The organism is Enterobacter cloacae complex sp. 385G4, from assembly GCF_057320665.1.
The window spans coordinates 62,541-79,968 of sequence record NZ_JBXWDD010000001.1 but is presented as its reverse complement, the minus strand read 5'-3'; the positions used below and the strand labels follow the sequence as shown (position 1 = coordinate 79,968).

Genomic DNA, 17,428 nt, shown 5'->3' with positions numbered 1-17,428 from the left:
CTGGTATGGGTTACCAATGAAACAAAAAGCATTATGGATTAATCAGATAAAAGGGCTGTGCATCTGTCTGGTGGTGATTTACCACTCGGTCATCACCTTTTATCCTCATCTCAGCGGGCTACAGCATCCGCTCTCCGGTCTCCTCGCCAAATGCTGGGTCTATTTTAACCTCTATCTCGCCCCGTTCCGGATGCCGGTTTTCTTCTTTATCTCCGGCTATCTGATCCGTCGTTATATTGATGAGGTAGACTGGCGCACCAGCCTCGACAAGCGGATCTGGAGCATTGTCTGGGTTCTGGCGCTGTGGGGGATCCTGCAATGGCAGGCGCTGACCCACCTGAACGCCTGGCTGGCGCCCGATCGCGAGCTTGCCACCTCGTCGAACGCGGCCTACGCCGATTCCCTGGCAGGATTTGTGCGGGGCATGCTCACCGCCAGCACCAGCCTGTGGTATCTGTATGCTCTGGTGGTCTACTTCACGCTGTGTAAACTGCTGAGCCGCTGGAAGCTGCCGGTACTCGGACTGCTTGCGCTGGCGAGCATCACGATCAACTTCCTGCCGCTGCCGTGGTGGGGAATGAACAGCGTGGTACGCAACATGATCTACTACAGCCTGGGGGCGTGGTATGGCGCCGAGCTGATGGCGTGGATGAAAAGCTTCAACCTTCGCCGCACCTGGCTGGCTACTGGCGCTTTCGCGGCCGTCTCCGTGGTGCTGTGGTTTGCTAACGTTCCTCTCCTGCTTTCTCTGCTGTCGATCGTGTTGATCATGAAGCTGTTCTACAGCCTTGAGCAGCGTTATGCCGTACATCCCAACAACCTGCTGAACGTGATTGGCTCAAACACCATTGCGATCTATACCACCCACCGCATCTTAATTGAGGCCTTCAGCCTGATCCTGATTGGCGAGATGAATGCCGCTTACTGGCCGGTCTGGGCAGAGCTGTGCTTAATACTGATCTACCCGTTTGCCAGCCTGCTTATCTGTACCCTTGCCGGACTCGGGGTGCGTAAAATTTCCACCGCGCTGTTCGGGGACCTTTTCTTCTCTCCTCCGTCTGCGCGGAGCCTGTCACCTGCCACCCGTTAATGCCCTCTCCGCCCCCGTTTTGGGGGCGTTTAGCCCTGCCGTGCGGTTACAATTTGCTTATGTAAAACGATCGAGGATAATAAAGACATTGCGTATCAGTGATATGCCCCAATACTGTTGGTATATCCATAAGAGACTCTGACATAGCCATGCCTGAACACTATCGTTATTCCTTGCCCGTCAAAGCGGGCGACCAGCGCCAGCTGGGTGAACTCACGGGCGCGGCCTGCGCCACGCTGGTGGCAGAAATCGCTGAGCGGCACCCTGGCCCGGTGGTGCTGGTTGCCCCGGATATGCAAAACGCCCTGCGCCTGCACGATGAAATCCGCCAGTTCACCGATAGCCTGGTGTTCAGCCTGGCCGACTGGGAAACGCTGCCGTATGACAGTTTCTCCCCGCATCAGGAGATCATCTCCTCGCGCCTGTCGACGCTATATCAACTCCCGACCATGCAGCGCGGCGTGCTGATTGTGCCGGTGAATACCCTGATGCAGCGCGTCTGCCCGCACAGCTATCTGCACGGCCACGCGCTGGTGATGAAAAAAGGCCAGCGCCTGTCTCGCGACACCCTGCGAGACCAGCTTGACGGTGCAGGATATCGCCATGTCGATCAGGTCATGGAGCACGGGGAATATGCCACCCGCGGCGCGCTGCTCGACCTTTACCCGATGGGCAGCGACCAGCCGTATCGTCTGGATTTCTTTGATGATGAAATCGACAGCCTGCGCGTGTTCGATGCCGACACCCAGCGCACGCTGGAAGAGGTGGAATCCATCAATTTACTGCCTGCCCACGAGTTCCCGACGGACAAAACCGCCATCGAGCTGTTCCGCAGCCAGTGGCGCGACAGGTTCGACGTAAAGCGTGATGCAGAACATATCTATCAGCAGGTCAGCAAAGGTACGCTCCCGGCCGGAATCGAATACTGGCAGCCGCTGTTCTTCAGCGAGCCGCTGCCCGCCCTGTTCAGCTACTTCCCGGCGAATACGCTGATTGTGAACACCGGCGATATCGACGCCAGCGCCAGCCGCTTTGAAAGCGAAACCCGCGCACGCTTCGAAAACCGGGGCGTTGACCCGATGCGTCCGCTCCTGCCGCCGGAAGCGCTGTGGCTGCGCACCGACGAACTCAACGCCGAGCTGAAGCGCTGGCCGCGCATGCAGCTGAAAACCGATTCGCTTGCCGATAAGGCCGCCAACACCAACCTCGCCTTCCGCACGCTGCCGGAGCTGGCCGTTCAGGCTCAGCAGAAATCGCCGCTGGATAATCTGCGCAAGTTCCTGGAGTCCTTTACCGGCCCGGTGGTGTTCTCCGTTGAGAGTGAAGGCCGACGCGAAGCTTTGGGTGAGCTGCTGGGACGCATTAAGGTGGCGCCGAAGCGCATCCTGCGTCTGAGCGAAGCGACCGGAAACGGTCGTTATCTGATGATCGGCGCCGCCGAGCACGGGTTCATTGATACGCTCAATAACCTGGCGCTGATTTGCGAAAGCGACCTGCTGGGCGAGCGCGTCGCGCGCCGCCGTCAGGACAGCCGTCGGACCATCAACCCGGACACGCTGATCCGCAACCTGGCCGAGCTGCATCCAGGCCAGCCGATTGTTCACCTGGAGCACGGCGTTGGCCGCTATCAGGGGATGACCACGCTGGAAGCGGGCGGTATCAAAGGTGAATACCTGATGCTGACCTACGCCAACGACGCCAAACTCTATGTACCGGTCTCGTCGCTGCACCTGATCAGCCGCTATGCGGGCGGCGCGGAGGAAAATGCGCCGCTGCACAAGCTGGGCGGCGACGCCTGGGCGCGTGCACGCCAGAAAGCGGCGGAAAAAGTGCGCGACGTGGCGGCCGAACTGCTGGATATCTACGCCCAGCGCGCGGCCAAAGAGGGCTTCGCCTTTAAGCACGACAAAGAACAGTACCAGCTGTTCTGCGACAGCTTCCCGTTTGAAACTACGCCGGATCAGGCTCAGGCCATTAATGCCGTGCTGAGCGACATGTGCCAGCCGCTGGCAATGGACCGCTTAGTCTGCGGCGACGTCGGCTTCGGCAAAACCGAAGTGGCAATGCGCGCCGCCTTCCTTGCGGTGGAAAACAACAAGCAGGTGGCGGTGCTGGTGCCGACCACCCTGCTCGCCCAGCAGCACTTCGACAACTTCCGGGACCGTTTCGCCAACTGGCCGGTACGCATCGAGATGCTGTCGCGTTTTCGCAGCACCAAAGAGCAGACGCAGATCCTGGAGCAGGCCAGCGAAGGCAAAATTGACATTCTGATCGGTACCCATAAGCTGCTGCAAAGCGACGTGAAGTGGAAAGATTTGGGGCTGCTGATCGTCGACGAAGAGCACCGCTTCGGGGTGCGCCATAAAGAGCGCATCAAAGCGATGCGCGCGGACGTCGACATCCTGACCCTGACCGCCACGCCGATCCCGCGCACGCTGAACATGGCGATGAGCGGCATGCGCGATCTGTCGATTATCGCCACGCCGCCGGCGCGCCGTCTGGCGGTGAAAACCTTCGTCCGCGAATACGATAATCTGGTGGTGCGTGAGGCCATTCTGCGTGAAGTACTGCGCGGGGGTCAGGTCTATTATCTGTATAACGACGTGGAAAACATCCAGAAAGCGGCCGACAGGCTGGCGGAGCTGGTGCCGGAGGCGCGTGTTGCTATCGGTCACGGACAGATGCGCGAGCGCGAGCTGGAACGGGTGATGAACGACTTCCACCACCAGCGCTTTAACGTGCTGGTGTGCACCACCATCATCGAAACCGGGATCGACATTCCGACGGCGAACACCATCATCATTGAACGTGCGGATCACTTTGGTCTGGCGCAGCTTCACCAGCTGCGCGGCCGCGTCGGACGTTCGCACCATCAGGCTTACGCCTGGCTGCTGACACCGCATCCGAAAGCGATGACCACCGACGCGCAAAAGCGCCTGGAAGCTATCGCCTCGCTGGAAGACCTCGGCGCAGGCTTCGCGCTGGCCACGCACGACCTGGAGATCCGCGGCGCAGGTGAACTCCTGGGTGAGGACCAGAGCGGCTCCATGGAGACCATCGGCTTCTCGCTCTATATGGAGCTGCTGGAAAACGCGGTTGATGCCCTGAAGGCCGGGCGCGAGCCGTCTCTGGAAGATTTGACCAGCCAGCAAACTGAGGTCGAGCTGCGAATGCCTTCCTTGCTGCCGGACGATTTCATTCCGGACGTGAATACCCGCCTGTCGTTCTACAAGCGCATCGCCAGCGCGAAGAATGATAACGAGCTGGAAGAGATTAAAGTGGAGCTGATCGACCGCTTCGGCCTGCTGCCAGATGCTGCGCGTAACCTGCTGGATATCGCGCGCCTGCGCCAGCAGGCGCAGAAGCTGGGCATTCGCAAGCTTGAGGGCAACGAAAAAGGCGGCGTCATTGAATTTGCCGAGAAGAACCACGTCAACCCGATGTGGCTGATCGGCCTGCTGCAAAAACAGCCGCAGCACTTCCGTCTTGATGGCCCGACGCGACTGAAATTTACCCAGGAGCTGACGGAGCGCAAAACGCGCATGGACTGGGTGCGTAACTTTATGCGTCAGCTGGAAGAGAACGCGATCGCCTGACCTCCCTTCCCCCCCGTTAGCGCAGTGCTGGCGGGGGGACAATTTACAAACTCTTTGCACTTCACCCGATCTTCCCGACACACCCATTCGCCATAATTATCTTTAACCCCTTATAAAACAATAACCTTATCATTTACATGGATTATGGTGATGATGACCTCTTCGCGTTTTACCCGCTGGATAACCCTGTTTGCGCTGGCAGCCACCGTCGCGGTTGCGCTTCCTGCGCGGGCAAACACCTGGCCCCTTCCCCCGCCCGGCAGCAAGGTGGTGGGTGAAAACCGTTTTCATGTGGTTGAAAACAATGGTGGCTCACTGGAAGCGATAGCCAAAAAATATAACGTCGGTTTTCTGGCCCTGCTGCAGGCGAACCCCGGCGTCGATCCGTACGTCCCGCGCGCGGGCAGCGTACTGACCATTCCGTTACAGACTATCCTGCCGGATGCCCCGCGGGAGGGGATCGTGATCAACCTGGCGGAGTTGCGTTTGTACTATTACCCGCCGGGTAAAAATGAGGTTACCGTCTACCCTATCGGTATTGGTCAACTGGGCGGCGATACGCTGACGCCGACGATGGTCACCACCGTCTCGGATAAACGCGCCAACCCAACCTGGACGCCGACGGCCAACATTCGCGCCCGCTATAAGGCCCAGGGCATCGATCTTCCTGCCGTGGTTCCGGCAGGCCCGGATAACCCGATGGGTCATCACGCGATCCGCCTTGCCGCATATGGCGGTGTGTACCTGCTGCACGGTACGAACGCGGATTTTGGCATCGGCATGCGCGTCAGCTCCGGCTGCATTCGTCTGCGCGATGACGATATCAAAACGCTGTTTAACGTCGTTACGCCGGGAACGAAGGTGAATATTATCAATACGCCGATTAAGGTCTCTGAAGAGCCAGGCGGCGTGCGGCTGGTTGAGATTCACCAGCCGCTATCAAAAAATATCGGCGACGATCCCCAGACGTTACCCATTAACCTGAATGCCACGATGGTGAGCTTCAAAACGAATGCGAATACCGATAGCCTGGTGATGGAGCGCGCGATGGAAGCGCGGTCAGGCATGCCGACCGACGTCACCCGGCATCACGATGTTATCCAGCAGTCCATGTAAGACGGAAAGTAAAACGCCCTGCTAAGCAGGGCGTTTTTTATTGCAGTGGCATAAATGAGGGTTTATGCCCGGCTTATTTGTAGATGACAGCGGTGCCGTGCAGGGTGTTAGGACCGGTCACAGAGGTGATGCGGTAAGATTTTGCACCCATTGCTTCCGCTTTTTGTGCCAGCTGATCTTCCAGAGAGCCCAAGTTAGTCCCGGCAGATGCAGAGATCGTCCCGACTTTATGCTGATCGGCTGGAGTGGATTGTACCTGTACAGCAGCAAAGCTTGCGAAAGAGAGTGAACTCAGTACAGCAGCAGCGATGAGGGTTTTTACGTTTTTCATAATGTTTACCTTTGGCAGATGAATTTTTTGGTCGTTAGCTATTTAGTTAACGATCGATAGGTAAATGATAAATGTGATCCAGCTCACGCGTCAACACATTTTTATAACGAGCATTAATTAAATTTTAAAATTGTTATTTTTCATACATATATGATTAATTTATTTTTATGCATTCTGCACTGGTGGTGGGTTGCATTTATTTTTATAATGGTCATTCAACAAACCAACAGAGGACCAACGGCAAATGACAACCGACGTCACGAGTTGTGTGAAGAAAAGCCGTGGCCGACCAAAAGTGTTTGACAGGGATGCAGCGCTTGATAAGGCCATGACTCTCTTCTGGCAACATGGGTATGAAGCGACCTCGCTTTCCGATCTGGTAGAAGCCACCGGAGCTAAAGCGCCGACGCTTTATGCTGAATTTACCAATAAAGAGGGGCTGTTCAGGGCGGTGCTGGACAGGTACATTTCGCGCTTTGCGGCGAAACACGAAGCCCAGCTATTTTGTGAAGAGAAAAGTGTAGAACAGGCGCTACGGGATTACTTTACTGCCGTTGCCACCTGCTTCACCAGTAAAGAGACGCCCGCGGGCTGCTTTATGATTAACACCTCTGCCACCCTGGCGGCAGCATCAAAAGAGATCGCCAATACGGTGAAATCGCGTCATGCGATGCAGGAGGAGACGCTCAGCGCATTTCTGGCTCAGCGCCAGCAGCGCGGTGAAATTCCCGCACACTGCCAGCCTCAGATGCTGGCGCAATACCTGAGCTGTATTTTACAGGGAATGTCGATCAGCGCCCGTGAAGGGGCGACGCTGGAAAAACTGCAGAACATTTCCGACACCACGCTGCGCCTGTGGCCTGAACTGCTCAAAATCTGACGCAAAAAAAAGCTCCTCAGCCTGAGCGCTTGAGGAGCTAAGTTCAGAGAACATCTTTTTTACGCTTTGTTATTCAGTACCAGCTGGCCGTTTCCATCCAGTGGAATTTGGGTGCCCGGGTCTTTATCCATGCGGATTTTGCCCTGCTGATCGCCAATTTTGTAGGTCACGTCATAGCCCAGCATTTTTTCCGACTTGTCATAGACGGTTTTACAGCGCTGCTGGGTCGTGGTGTAAGTATCGTTATCCTGCATTGCGCCCTGCACCTGGTTACCGGCATAGCCGCCACCCAGCGCGCCGACCACGGTCGCGACATCTTTACCCCGACCACCGCCAAACTGGTGACCAATCACCCCACCCGCTACCGCACCCAGAACAGAGCCGGCAATACGGTTTTCATCCTGTACCGGACGACGGTGGGTTACGGAGACGTTACGGCACTCCTGACGTGGGGTTTTTACGGTTTCTTTAATAGGCGTTGCAGAAACCACCTGCGCATACTGCGGGCCGCGATCTAAAACGTTGAGACTGGCAACAGCAGCCACACCTAACGCAGCTGCGACGCCGATCCCTATACCCGCCAACATTGATTTATTCACGGGACTTCCTCCTTTGTTGCTATTGGTAACAATTCTGCTATGGAGGCGCGGCTTCGCCAATAAGACAAAGGATCAAAAAGTGGACATCGGGGAGAGATATATCGCGTTTAGGAGAACTCTTAGGCACCTAATCCACGACGAGCAGCATGATATGCTAAAAAATCCCTCCGGAGGGCCCGGAGGGAGTGAAAGATTAGTGCAGCTTCAGACGTGGACGAATGACGCGGTTGATTCTGCCCACCAGCATCATCAGGCCCGTTTTAAAGTAGCCGTGCAGCGCGATCTGGTGCATACGGTACAGGGAGATATACACGAAGCGTGCAATGCGCCCTTCCACCATCATCGAGCCACGCATCAGGTTACCCATCAGGCTACCGACGGTAGAGAAGTTTGACAGCGATACCAGCGAACCGTGGTCTTTATAGACATACGCCTTCATTGGCTTGCCTTTGTACTGCGCGAGGATGTTGTGCTGCACCAGGCTTGCCATCTGGTGAGCGGCCTGAGCGCGCGGCGGCACGAAGCCCCCTTCAGGACGCGCGCAGGAAGCACAGTCACCAATAGCGAAGATTTCAGGGTCGCGCGTGGTTTGCAGCGTCGGCTCGGTGACCAGTTGGTTAATGCGGTTCGTCTCCAGACCACCGATATCTTTCATAAAGTCAGGCGCTTTGATACCTGCCGCCCAGACCATCAGATCCGCTTTAATGTACTCGCCGTCTTTGGTGTGCAGTCCACCTTCGTCAGCGCTGGTCACCATGGTCTGCGTCAGGACGCGCACGCCCAGTTTCGTCAGTTCATTGTGCGCTGCGCCGGAAATGCGCGGAGGCAGCGCAGGCAGAATACGCTCACCCGCTTCAACCAGCGTCACGTTCAGCGCTTCGTTAGTTAACCCTTTGTAACCGTAGCTGTGCAGCTGTTTAACCGCATTGTGCAGCTCTGCGGACAGCTCAACGCCCGTCGCGCCGCCGCCGACAATGGCAATGTTAACCTTGCCATTCGCACCCAGATTGCTGGTGTACTTCAGGAACAGGTTCAGCATTTCCTGATGGAAACGACGCGCCTGGTGCGGGTTATCGAGGAAGATACAGTGCTCTTTAACGCCCGGCGTGTTGAAGTCGTTGGAGGTACTGCCGAGCGCCATCACCAGCGTGTCATACGCCAGCTTGCGCTCGGGGACCAGCAGCTCGCCTTTTTCATCACGCAGCTCGGCCAGGGTAATGGTTTTGTTCTCACGGTTGATGTCAACCACCGAGCCCAGCTGGAACTGGAAATGATGGTTGCGCGCGTGCGCCAGATAGCTCAGCGCGTCCACGCCCTCATCCAGTGAGCCGGTCGCCACTTCGTGCAGCAGCGGTTTCCACAGGTGGCTGTGGTTACGATCCACCAGCGTGATTTTGGCTTTTTTACCGCGCCCCAGCTTCTTGCCCAACTGTGTGGCCAGCTCCAGCCCGCCAGCACCACCGCCTACAATCACTATCTTTTTCAATGGCGTAGTCAACGTGACCCCCTCAAATTATTAACCAATTGTTAATTAAAAGTTATGAAAATAACCCTTAATTAACAACAGGTTACAGCACTGAAACCATTCAGGTGCATTGAGAATAACACGTCAGGCGCATTGGTCATACCAAAATTGATATGCATCAAGTTTTGATGGCTTAAAAGTAGACAATTCTGGACAAAAAGAAACCCGGTGCGCGTTCGCGACCGGGTTTCTGAAGTGGCAGGCTGTGGTTTAGCCCAGCGTTTTAAAGGCTTTGATGCGCTGGAGGTGCGGGGAGATGTTCTTGAACTTGTGGGTCTGCTCTTCGTCCCAGACGATCTCGTAATAGTGATGCAGCAGCTCTGCGGCCCGATGGCTGTTCAGTGCTTCATCATTACGCGAGAGGATCACCAGACAGCGATCGCGGTTTTTCTCACGGAAGTTGCTCACGCACTTGGTCGCAATATCGACATACTCTTCCGGGCGGTCAATTTTGCCTTCCATGTCCTCATTCGGGAAAAGGTTAGGATTGAAGACCACCTGGCGGATGTCGCACAGGAAGCCAATCCGCTCCGCCCAGTAGCCGCCCAGCCCCACGCCGCAAATCAACGGGCGATCGTCGACGTTAAGCTGCAGCATCTTGTCCACCTCTTTGAGCAGATGCTGCATATCATGCTTCGGATGGCGCGTACTGTAGCTAATCAGCCGTACATCGGGATCGATAAACTGCAGCTGTAGCACCTTCTCATGATTACCAGGACTGTTTGAGTCAAAACCGTGTAAATAGATGATCATTGTCTTCTCACCACGCTACGCCTTCCGGGAGGATTTACAGGCTGGCTTTATGTGCCTGCCAGCGCTCATTCAGGTCTTCAAGCCGGGCGTTGACCGACTTCCAGCGCGCCGAATCCATCAGCTCCTGACGGCTAAATGAACCTTTATGATACAAATGCGTAACACGCTCTGCATTGATCGGTGACAGGTTATCCAACACGCTAACGGCACCTTTACGATTATTGCAGACAAGGATCATATCGCAACCTGCATCCAGCGAGGCCTGGCCGCGCTCAGCATAGCTGCCCATGATTGCCGCCCCTTCCATCGACAGATCGTCGGAGAAAATGACGCCGTTGAAACCCAGCTCCTGGCGCAGAACGGTTTTCAGCCAGTGCGGGGAGCCGCTGGCAGGACGCGGATCAACGTCGCTGTAAATCACGTGCGCGGGCATAATGGCGTCCAGCTTGTTATCGGTGATAAGCGAGCGGAACACCGACATATCTTTGGCGCGAATTTCCGCTTCCGGACGCGGGTCGCGCGGGGTCTCTTTGTGGGAATCTGCCGTCACCGCCCCGTGGCCCGGGAAGTGTTTCCCGGTGGTTTTCATTCCCGCATCGTGCATCCCGTCGATAAACCGGGTCGCCATTTCCAGCGCAATACGCGGATCTTCATGGTAGGAGCGCTCGCCAATCGCGGCGCTGATATGGCCCACATCCAGCACCGGGGCAAAGCTGATGTCGATATCCATGGCAATCATTTCGCTGGCCATCAGCCAGCCGGCTTCCTGCGCCAGTTTCCCACCCTCTTCCGTGCCGAGCAGCGCGGCGAAAGACTGGGCTGCCGGCAGGCGGGTAAAACCGTCGCGAAAACGCTGCACGCGGCCGCCTTCCTGATCGACGGCCACCACCAGATGATTGCGCGACGCGGCGCGGATCTGGCGCACCAGTTCACGCAGTTGCGCCGGATCGTGATAGTTGCGGGTAAACAGGATCAGGCCGCCCACCAGCGGATGCGCCAGAATTTCACGCTCCTCCGCATCCAGCTCAAACCCTTCTACATCCAACATGACTGGACCCACACTCACCTCTCTTATCCTTTCGTTTGTAACTGGCGCCAGGCATCGTCTGCCAGCGCAATAAATTGTTTATCTCGGGACTGCTGCAAACGCATCTCAAACCAGCCCGCCATCAGCATGATGACCCAGGGCCGCCAGCGTCTCACCTGGCGTGCCAGCGCATCGGCGTTAAAGTGCGCAACGCTGGCATACTCTCTGATGAGTTTCTGCCGCGCGGCTGCACTTTCCGTCCAGACCGCGGCCAGCTCCAGCGCCACATCGCCGTCTCCGGCATATTCCCAGTCGATAAGCCTGGCGCCCTGTGGCGTATGCACGATGTTCCCGGCGTGCACATCCATATGTAACGGCGAGAGCCGAATCGGTTGCGGCTCGCCCGCTTTACGCAGCCGTTTGAAATGCGCAAGCCACACTGGGGTACGTCTTGCTGGAGAGGCTTGTTGCCAGTAGTTTTCCAGCAGTGGAAGTAAGGCGATTCGCCACCCCAGACGCTGTTGCTGGTGCAGATGATACAGCATCGCCGCAAGCGCTGGGGTGTCCGGCAGCGCGCTTTTCACCTCCCCCTCCAGATAGTCGACGGCCATCCAGCCCTTGCTGAAAAATCGGGGTTCAGGCACGAGATCCGACGGAAGGCGTTTGAGGGCGCGAAACTGACGGCGAAACTGGAAAGCCGGGGCGAAGGGATCGTGGTTCTGCCGCAAGACCAGACGGTGCGCGCCCCGCGCTATAATGCAACTCGCGCCGCTAAGCCCGGAGTGGGCCTGCGGCGCGATAAGGCGGTACTGTGGAAAATAACGCGTCAGAATCTCTTCACGCGTGGTGTCATTGTTGCGTAACCGCACCTTTACCTGACCAGATAATTTCGCCTGTCTGAACCAGCATCAGCTGCATCTGCAGGGCTGGGGTATTCACGTTACCGGTCGCATTAGAGTACAGCACATACTGGGCGCCAACGTTGCGGGCAATGCCAATCGCCTTGCTGCGGGTGCCGAGGCTATCCTGCGGCGACAGGCCCAGCTGCTGTTTGGCTAACGCGAGCTGCTGAGCAGAGACCAGCGTAAACTTACCGTTGTTTGCCAGCGCATTGCGCAGCGTTTCTGTCGCTTCGCCCGCGTTCAGCGAACCGTTGGTACGGTTGTTCACGCTATCGACCAGCAGCACGCTGCCTGCCGTCACGCCCTGAGCCTGCAGCATTTTAACGACCATCGGCTGCATCGCACCGTTCCAGTCGTAATGGCGCACGCGCGGCGCAGGTTGTGACGTCTGGTCCTGATGTTCAATCGGGCCAGGCTGTGACGGAATAGACGGTACAGACGGCACGGTTGGCTGGGTCTGCGTTGGCGGTGTCGGCTGCTCGGTACCCGGCTTTGCCTCTTCCACAGGTGCTGGCTGTTCTGTACGGGTCACACACCCTGCGAGGAACAGCGCGAATGCGGTCACGAGCGCATAACGGCTCATATTTTTAATCAAGGTTCACCCCTTAGAGATAAAGATAAAGTCTCACCTTATGCGCACCCAGATAGCTGGCGCTGTCATAGAGCGTTACCGACGACCTTGCCGGAAGAGTGACGCTGCGCGGTGCCTCCAGCGGGTGCATCTCAAGACCTCTTACGTCATACCAGAAAAAACGGTAGTGGACCGTCACCGGTTCATTTCTTTCGTTATAGAGCGTAGAGGAGGCAGAAGATTTAATTTCACTGATGGTCAGTGCGGGCTGTTGCGCCGTGATGCCCGCAGCCAGCACGGAGGATTCCATCACCAGCGTCTGTTCATCGCTGACGGGGATCGCCGGACGCGTGCTGCACCCTACAACCATCATCGTCATTACCAGCGCTGCAATACGCCCTTTAAACATGTTACAGACCTTTGTGAGCCAGCATCGGTCCCAGCGGACGTCCACCCAGCAGATGCATGTGAATATGATAAACTTCCTGGCCGCCATGACGATTACAGTTCATGATCAGACGATAACCGTCTTCCGCTATGCCTTCCTGCTCGGCAATTTTCGCCGCCACCGTCAGCATACGACCTAACGCCACTTCGTGCTCGGTTTTTACGTCGTTTACGGTCGGAATCAGAATATTAGGAATGATAAGGATGTGTGTCGGTGCCTGAGGGGAAATGTCCCGGAAAGCCGTTACCAGTTCATCCTGATAGACGATATCCGACGGGATTTCGCGGCGAATAATTTTACTGAAAATCGTTTCTTCAGCCATGACCTTTTCCTTTTTTGTTAGGTGCGTCCGCTGTTAACACACTCTCTGGAGGACTGTGTGACACAATTCAAGAGTATGAGCGAGTTTCTCCTGTCCTTTCAACCTTCTCCCCCGAATTCTTTGCTGAATATTCATCAGCTGACTGAAGAGTGACCGCTCGCGTGGCTTAACGGGCTGAAACATTATTTCAGTTTCGCACGACACATCTGTTTACAGCATTAATGGCAATGCGTATATTTCGCATTTGCATTTTCATGCGCATTTTTAACATAGAAAACGACGTCAGACCGTATTTGTGGGACTGACGCAAACACTCTTCACCGTTCATAAGGGTTTGATAATGTCTTTCATTGATCATACCAGGGATGGGCAACGTCAGCCTGTCGCAACGCCTTCGTTGCTGGCAGCCTGTATTGCTATGGCATTGACGCCAGCCACCGCTTTCGCTGCATCAGCAACCGAAGACACCGTCGTCGTGGATGGAGGTTTTGACAATACGCAGGATCCTTCCGCAAGTCAGGACCGGGATTACAGCGTAAAAACCACCACCACCGGCACAAAGCTGTTGCTGGTTCCCCGTGATATCCCACAGTCCGTTAGCGTCATTAGCCAACAGCGCATGGCGGATCAGAACCTTCAGTCTATCGGCCAGGTGTTGACTAACACCACGGGCGTAACAGCGCAGGTGCAGGACAGCGATCGTACCGTATTTTACTCGCGCGGATTTTTCGTCAGTAACTACGCCTTTGACGACCTGCCAACCTCCATCAGCGAAGTGTGGAACTTCGGCGACACCGCCGCCGATACCGCGATTTACGACCGTATCGAAGTGGTTCGCGGCGCGACCGGGCTGATGTCCGGCACCGGTAACCCGGCGGCGTACGTCAATATGGTGCGTAAGCATGCGGACAGCAATGAGTTCAAAGGCAATGTCTCGGCCAGCTACGGCAGCTGGGACAAGCAGCGCTACGTGCTGGATCTCCAGGCACCGCTGGTAGAGTCCGGGAAGGTACGGGGACGCCTGATTACGGGCTATCAGGACAACGACAGCTTCGTGGATAACTACCACTACCGGAAGAAGTTCCTCTACGGCGTGGTGGATGCGGACGTCACCGACAGCACCACCCTCTCTGTAGGGTATGAATATCAGGAAAGCCACACCGCCGATCCGACCTGGGGCGGATTGCCGACCTGGTACAGCGACGGGAGTAAAACCGACTACAATCGCAGCCAGACCGTTGCGCCTGACTGGGCCTATTCAGACAAGGATAGCACCCGCATCTTCGCTAACCTGACCCAGCGTTTCGACAACGGCTGGGAAGCGCACGTCAACGGCATGCACGCGGAGACCAACTTCGACAGCAAGCTGATGTATATGTCCGGCTATCCGGAAAAAGAGACCGGGGCGGGCATGGTTGGCTACGGCGGCTGGAACAGAGGTGAACGCAAACAGGATGCGGTTGATGCCTTCCTGCGCGGCGGCTTCGATCTTTTCGGCCGCCAGCATGAGATGATGTTTGGCGGCAGCTTCAGCCGACAGCGCAACCACTATGACAACAGAATGCCGGATGCGCTGTACGGCATGGTGGACGTGGGGAATTTCAAAAACTGGAACGGAAATATCGCCGATCCGCAGTGGACGCCGTGGAAGCTCTACAGCCAGGACGACATTCGCCAGTCCTCAGCGTACACGTCCGCCCGCTTCTCGCTGGCTGACCCGCTGCACCTGATCCTTGGTGCGCGCTACACCAACTACAACATTCGCTATAACCCGGCGGGCTCTCCTGACACCCGTCTGGAAAGCACTGAAGATGACGTAACGCCTTACGCGGGCCTGGTCTACGATATCAACGAAGACTGGTCGACCTACGTCAGCTATACCTCCATCTTCCAGCCGCAGGACAAGCGCGACGCCAGCGGACGTTATCTCGATCCAACCACGGGCAAAAGCTACGAAGCCGGTGTTAAAGCAGACTGGTTTAATACCCGTCTGACCACCTCGCTGGCGATTTTCCGCATCGAGCAGGATAACGTGGCGAGCAACACCTATACCTACATGCCGAGCGGTGAGTCGATTTATGAATCGCTGGACGGCGTGGTCAGCAAAGGGATTGAGTTCGAGCTAAACGGCGCCCTGACCGATAACTGGCAGCTGACGTTCGGCGCGACCCGCTACATTGCGGAAGATAAGAACGGCAGCGCTGTCAGTTCCGATCAGCCGCGCACGACAATGAAGCTGTTTACCCGTTATCAGCTGCCAATGCTGCCGGCGCTGACGGTGGGCGGTGGCGTAAACTGGCAGAACAAAGTGTGGACGGATGTGGACGGTGGCCCGGCGGGACAATCCCGCGCAGAGCAAGGCAGCTACGGACTGGTTAATCTGTTCAGCCGCTATCAGGTCACCAAAGATTTTGCTATTCAGGCGAACGTCAACAACCTGTTCGACAAAGAGTATTACGATTACGTCGGCTCTTACGTGGTTTATGGCGCACCGCTGAACGTCTCAGTGAGCGCAAGCTACGACTTCTGAGTGTTGGCACAACAAACCACAGCAATAAAAAAGGCAGCCATTCGGCTGCCTTAGTCTCCCCAGGTCACAGCTTAGCTGTTGCGGATGTACTCATCCATTTCGGTTTTCAGGTTATCGGATTTAGTACCGAAGATAGCCTGAACGCCCGAACCTGCAACAACCACGCCCGCTGCACCCAGTTTTTTCAGACCCGGCTGGTCCACTTTCGCAACGTCGGCAACGCTCACACGCAGACGAGTGATGCACGCGTCCAGGTTAGTGATGTTCTCTTTACCGCCGAACGCGGCAACCAGTGCCGGAGCCATTTCGCTGGTCGCGCCTGCTTTGCTGTCTTCAGTTGCATCTTCACGACCCGGAGTTTTCAGGTCCAGTGCTTTGATCAGCACGCGGAAGATGGTGTAGTAAACAACGGCGTAGCACGCACCCACAATTGGGAACAGCCACAGCTTGCTGCTGTTACCGGACAGAACGATAAAGTCGATCAGGCCGTGAGAGAAGGACGTACCGTCACGCATACCCAGCAGGATACAGATTGGGAACGCCAGGCCAGCCAGTACAGCGTGGATGATGTACAGGATTGGCGCAACGAACATGAAGGAGAACTCGATCGGCTCGGTGATACCGGTCAGGAACGAGGTCAGCGCTGCGGAGATCATGATACCGCCCACTTTTGCACGGTTTTCTGGCTTAGCAGAGTGCCAGATTGCAATCGCAGCAGCCGGCAGGCCGTACATTTTGAACAGGAAGCCACCAGACAGTTTACCTGCAGTTGGGTCACCCGCCATGTAACGTGGGATATCGCCGTGGAACACCTGACCTGCTGCGTTGGTGAATTCACCAATCTGCATCTGGAATGGAACGTTCCAGATGTGGTGCAGACCGAATGGCACCAGGCAACGCTCGATGAAGCCGTAGATACCGAACGCGACAACCGGGTTCTGGTAAGCAGCCCACTGAGAGAAGGTCTGGATAGCGGAACCGATTGGTGGCCAGATGAAGGACAGGATCACGCCAGTGAAAATCGCTGCCAGACCAGAGATGATCGGAACAAAACGCTTGCCCGCGAAGAAGCCCAGATACTCAGGCAGCTTGATGCGATAGAAGCGGTTGAACATATACGCTGCAATCGCACCGGAGATGATACCGCCCAGAACACCGGTATCCGCCAGGTGTTTCGCGGCAATCTCTTCTGCAGGTAAATGCAGAACCAGCGGCGCAACCACAGCCATGGTTTTCACCATGATGCCGTAAGCAACCACTGCAGCCAGCGCAGAAACGCCGTCGTTATTGGTGAAGCCCAGCGCCACACCGATAGCGAAGATCAGAGGCATGTTAGCAAAGACGGAACCGCCTGCTTCAGCCATCACATGGGAAACTACGGCTGGCAGCCAGCTGAAGTTAGCAGAACCGACACCCAGCAGGATACCTGCGATAGGCAGTACGGATACTGGCAGCATCAGCGATTTACCGACCTTTTGCAGGTTAGCAAATGCATTCTTAAACATAATTGAGAGTGCTCCTGAGTATTTGTGCTTTTTTTACGCTTTCACGCATTGGCCCGGGGGGAGTACCGTGCCGTGGACAGGACATCTAAGCGCCCTTTATTTATTACACAGAGTAAAATAATTCCCTCTGAGTTTGTTTGACGGCTATCACGTTTCAGCTTAAGACGGTCGAAAAACTTTCAGTAATTTACAAAAAGCATGTCTGGATGTTTCTAAGAACACCGTTACCGCCC

At 56.0% G+C, this 17,428-nt stretch carries 15 protein-coding genes; 5 read left to right on the top strand and 10 right to left on the bottom strand.

Translation table 11 applies throughout. The features are described 5' to 3' along the window. Nucleotides 1-16: 16 nt before the first annotated feature. The 3 genes from AC2FAJ_RS00430 (at nt 17) to ldtC (ending at nt 5,802) form a co-directional block, all read left to right on the top strand. A complete protein-coding gene (locus tag AC2FAJ_RS00430) occupies nt 17-1,090 on the top strand; it encodes an acyltransferase family protein (protein WP_485453696.1) in 1,074 nt (357 codons plus the stop codon). 149 nt (nt 1,091-1,239) lie between these two features. Continuing rightward, nucleotides 1,240-4,686, top strand: coding sequence for a transcription-repair coupling factor (mfd, locus tag AC2FAJ_RS00425; RefSeq protein WP_485453695.1), 3,447 nt, complete (start codon nt 1,240-1,242; stop codon nt 4,684-4,686). A 150-nt stretch (nt 4,687-4,836) separates the two neighbouring features. Beyond that, entirely contained in the window at nt 4,837-5,802 is a 966-nt protein-coding gene (ldtC, locus tag AC2FAJ_RS00420; RefSeq protein WP_193050265.1) for a L,D-transpeptidase LdtC, read from the top strand. Between the two features lie 73 nt (nt 5,803-5,875). Here ldtC and bhsA read toward each other — a convergent pair whose 3' ends face one another. Further along, nucleotides 5,876-6,133: a multiple stress resistance protein BhsA gene (gene bhsA, locus AC2FAJ_RS00415; RefSeq protein WP_023332711.1), complete on the bottom strand. Its 258-nt coding sequence runs from the start codon at nt 6,131-6,133 to the stop codon at nt 5,876-5,878. Between the two features lie 244 nt (nt 6,134-6,377). On the opposite strand from bhsA, the gene comR reads away from it, so the two are divergent. Then, on the top strand, nt 6,378-7,013 hold the full coding sequence (comR, locus tag AC2FAJ_RS00410) for a TetR family copper-responsive transcriptional repressor ComR (RefSeq protein ID WP_028012732.1): 636 nt from the start codon (nt 6,378-6,380) through the stop codon (nt 7,011-7,013). 59 nt (nt 7,014-7,072) lie between these two features. Here comR and AC2FAJ_RS00405 read toward each other — a convergent pair whose 3' ends face one another. The 8 genes from AC2FAJ_RS00405 to hinT form a co-directional block, all read right to left on the bottom strand. Beyond that, nucleotides 7,073-7,612: a glycine zipper 2TM domain-containing protein gene (locus tag AC2FAJ_RS00405; RefSeq protein ID WP_028012731.1), complete on the bottom strand. Its 540-nt coding sequence runs from the start codon at nt 7,610-7,612 to the stop codon at nt 7,073-7,075. 193 nt (nt 7,613-7,805) lie between these two features. Further along, nucleotides 7,806-9,110 (bottom strand): NAD(P)/FAD-dependent oxidoreductase, encoded by a 1,305-nt coding sequence (locus tag AC2FAJ_RS00400; RefSeq protein ID WP_485453694.1) that lies wholly within the window; start codon nt 9,108-9,110, stop codon nt 7,806-7,808. 237 nt (nt 9,111-9,347) lie between these two features. Next, complete coding sequence (gene ycfP, locus AC2FAJ_RS00395) at nt 9,348-9,890, bottom strand: alpha/beta hydrolase YcfP (protein ID WP_485453693.1); 543 nt, start codon at nt 9,888-9,890, stop codon at nt 9,348-9,350. Nucleotides 9,891-9,924: 34 nt separating this feature from the next. Continuing rightward, the gene (nagZ, locus tag AC2FAJ_RS00390) at nt 9,925-10,950 is read right to left on the bottom strand and encodes a beta-N-acetylhexosaminidase (protein WP_045630221.1); all 1,026 of its coding nucleotides are present in this window, start codon (nt 10,948-10,950) and stop codon (nt 9,925-9,927) included. An 11-nt stretch (nt 10,951-10,961) separates the two neighbouring features. Next, complete coding sequence (thiK, locus tag AC2FAJ_RS00385) at nt 10,962-11,786, bottom strand: thiamine kinase (RefSeq protein WP_485453692.1); 825 nt, start codon at nt 11,784-11,786, stop codon at nt 10,962-10,964. After that, nucleotides 11,767-12,411, bottom strand: coding sequence for a penicillin-binding protein activator LpoB (gene lpoB, locus AC2FAJ_RS00380; protein ID WP_485453981.1), 645 nt, complete (start codon nt 12,409-12,411; stop codon nt 11,767-11,769). The genes thiK and lpoB overlap by 20 nt, the downstream gene beginning before the upstream one ends. A gap of 13 nt (nt 12,412-12,424) precedes the next feature. Next, nucleotides 12,425-12,799 carry a YcfL family putative periplasmic lipoprotein gene (locus tag AC2FAJ_RS00375; protein ID WP_041910507.1) on the bottom strand — a complete coding sequence of 125 codons (375 nt, stop codon included), beginning with the start codon at nt 12,797-12,799 and terminating at the stop codon, nt 12,425-12,427. 1 nt (nt 12,800) lies between these two features. After that, the gene (gene hinT / locus AC2FAJ_RS00370) at nt 12,801-13,160 is read right to left on the bottom strand and encodes a purine nucleoside phosphoramidase (protein WP_006809243.1); all 360 of its coding nucleotides are present in this window, start codon (nt 13,158-13,160) and stop codon (nt 12,801-12,803) included. Nucleotides 13,161-13,500: 340 nt separating this feature from the next. Here hinT and fhuE point away from each other — a divergent pair, with 340 nt between their 5' ends. Next, complete coding sequence (gene fhuE / locus AC2FAJ_RS00365) at nt 13,501-15,690, top strand: ferric-rhodotorulic acid/ferric-coprogen receptor FhuE (protein ID WP_088205005.1); 2,190 nt, start codon at nt 13,501-13,503, stop codon at nt 15,688-15,690. Nucleotides 15,691-15,761: 71 nt separating this feature from the next. Here fhuE and ptsG read toward each other — a convergent pair whose 3' ends face one another. Beyond that, a complete protein-coding gene (ptsG, locus tag AC2FAJ_RS00360) occupies nt 15,762-17,195 on the bottom strand; it encodes a PTS glucose transporter subunit IIBC (protein WP_028012724.1) in 1,434 nt (477 codons plus the stop codon). Nucleotides 17,196-17,428 lie beyond the last annotated feature (233 nt).

Coding starts and splice junctions, on each gene's coding strand:
- hinT (WP_006809243.1), bottom strand. CDS start 13,160: ATGGCTGAAGAAACGATTTTCAGTAAAATTATTCGCCGCGAAATCCCG.
- ptsG (WP_028012724.1), bottom strand. CDS start 17,195: ATGTTTAAGAATGCATTTGCTAACCTGCAAAAGGTCGGTAAATCGCTG.
- bhsA (WP_023332711.1), bottom strand. CDS start 6,133: ATGAAAAACGTAAAAACCCTCATCGCTGCTGCTGTACTGAGTTCACTC.
- fhuE (WP_088205005.1), top strand. CDS start 13,501: ATGTCTTTCATTGATCATACCAGGGATGGGCAACGTCAGCCTGTCGCA.
- AC2FAJ_RS00375 (WP_041910507.1), bottom strand. CDS start 12,799: ATGTTTAAAGGGCGTATTGCAGCGCTGGTAATGACGATGATGGTTGTA.
- ycfP (WP_485453693.1), bottom strand. CDS start 9,890: ATGATCATCTATTTACACGGTTTTGACTCAAACAGTCCTGGTAATCAT.
- mfd (WP_485453695.1), top strand. CDS start 1,240: ATGCCTGAACACTATCGTTATTCCTTGCCCGTCAAAGCGGGCGACCAG.
- comR (WP_028012732.1), top strand. CDS start 6,378: ATGACAACCGACGTCACGAGTTGTGTGAAGAAAAGCCGTGGCCGACCA.
- ldtC (WP_193050265.1), top strand. CDS start 4,837: ATGATGACCTCTTCGCGTTTTACCCGCTGGATAACCCTGTTTGCGCTG.
- AC2FAJ_RS00430 (WP_485453696.1), top strand. CDS start 17: ATGAAACAAAAAGCATTATGGATTAATCAGATAAAAGGGCTGTGCATC.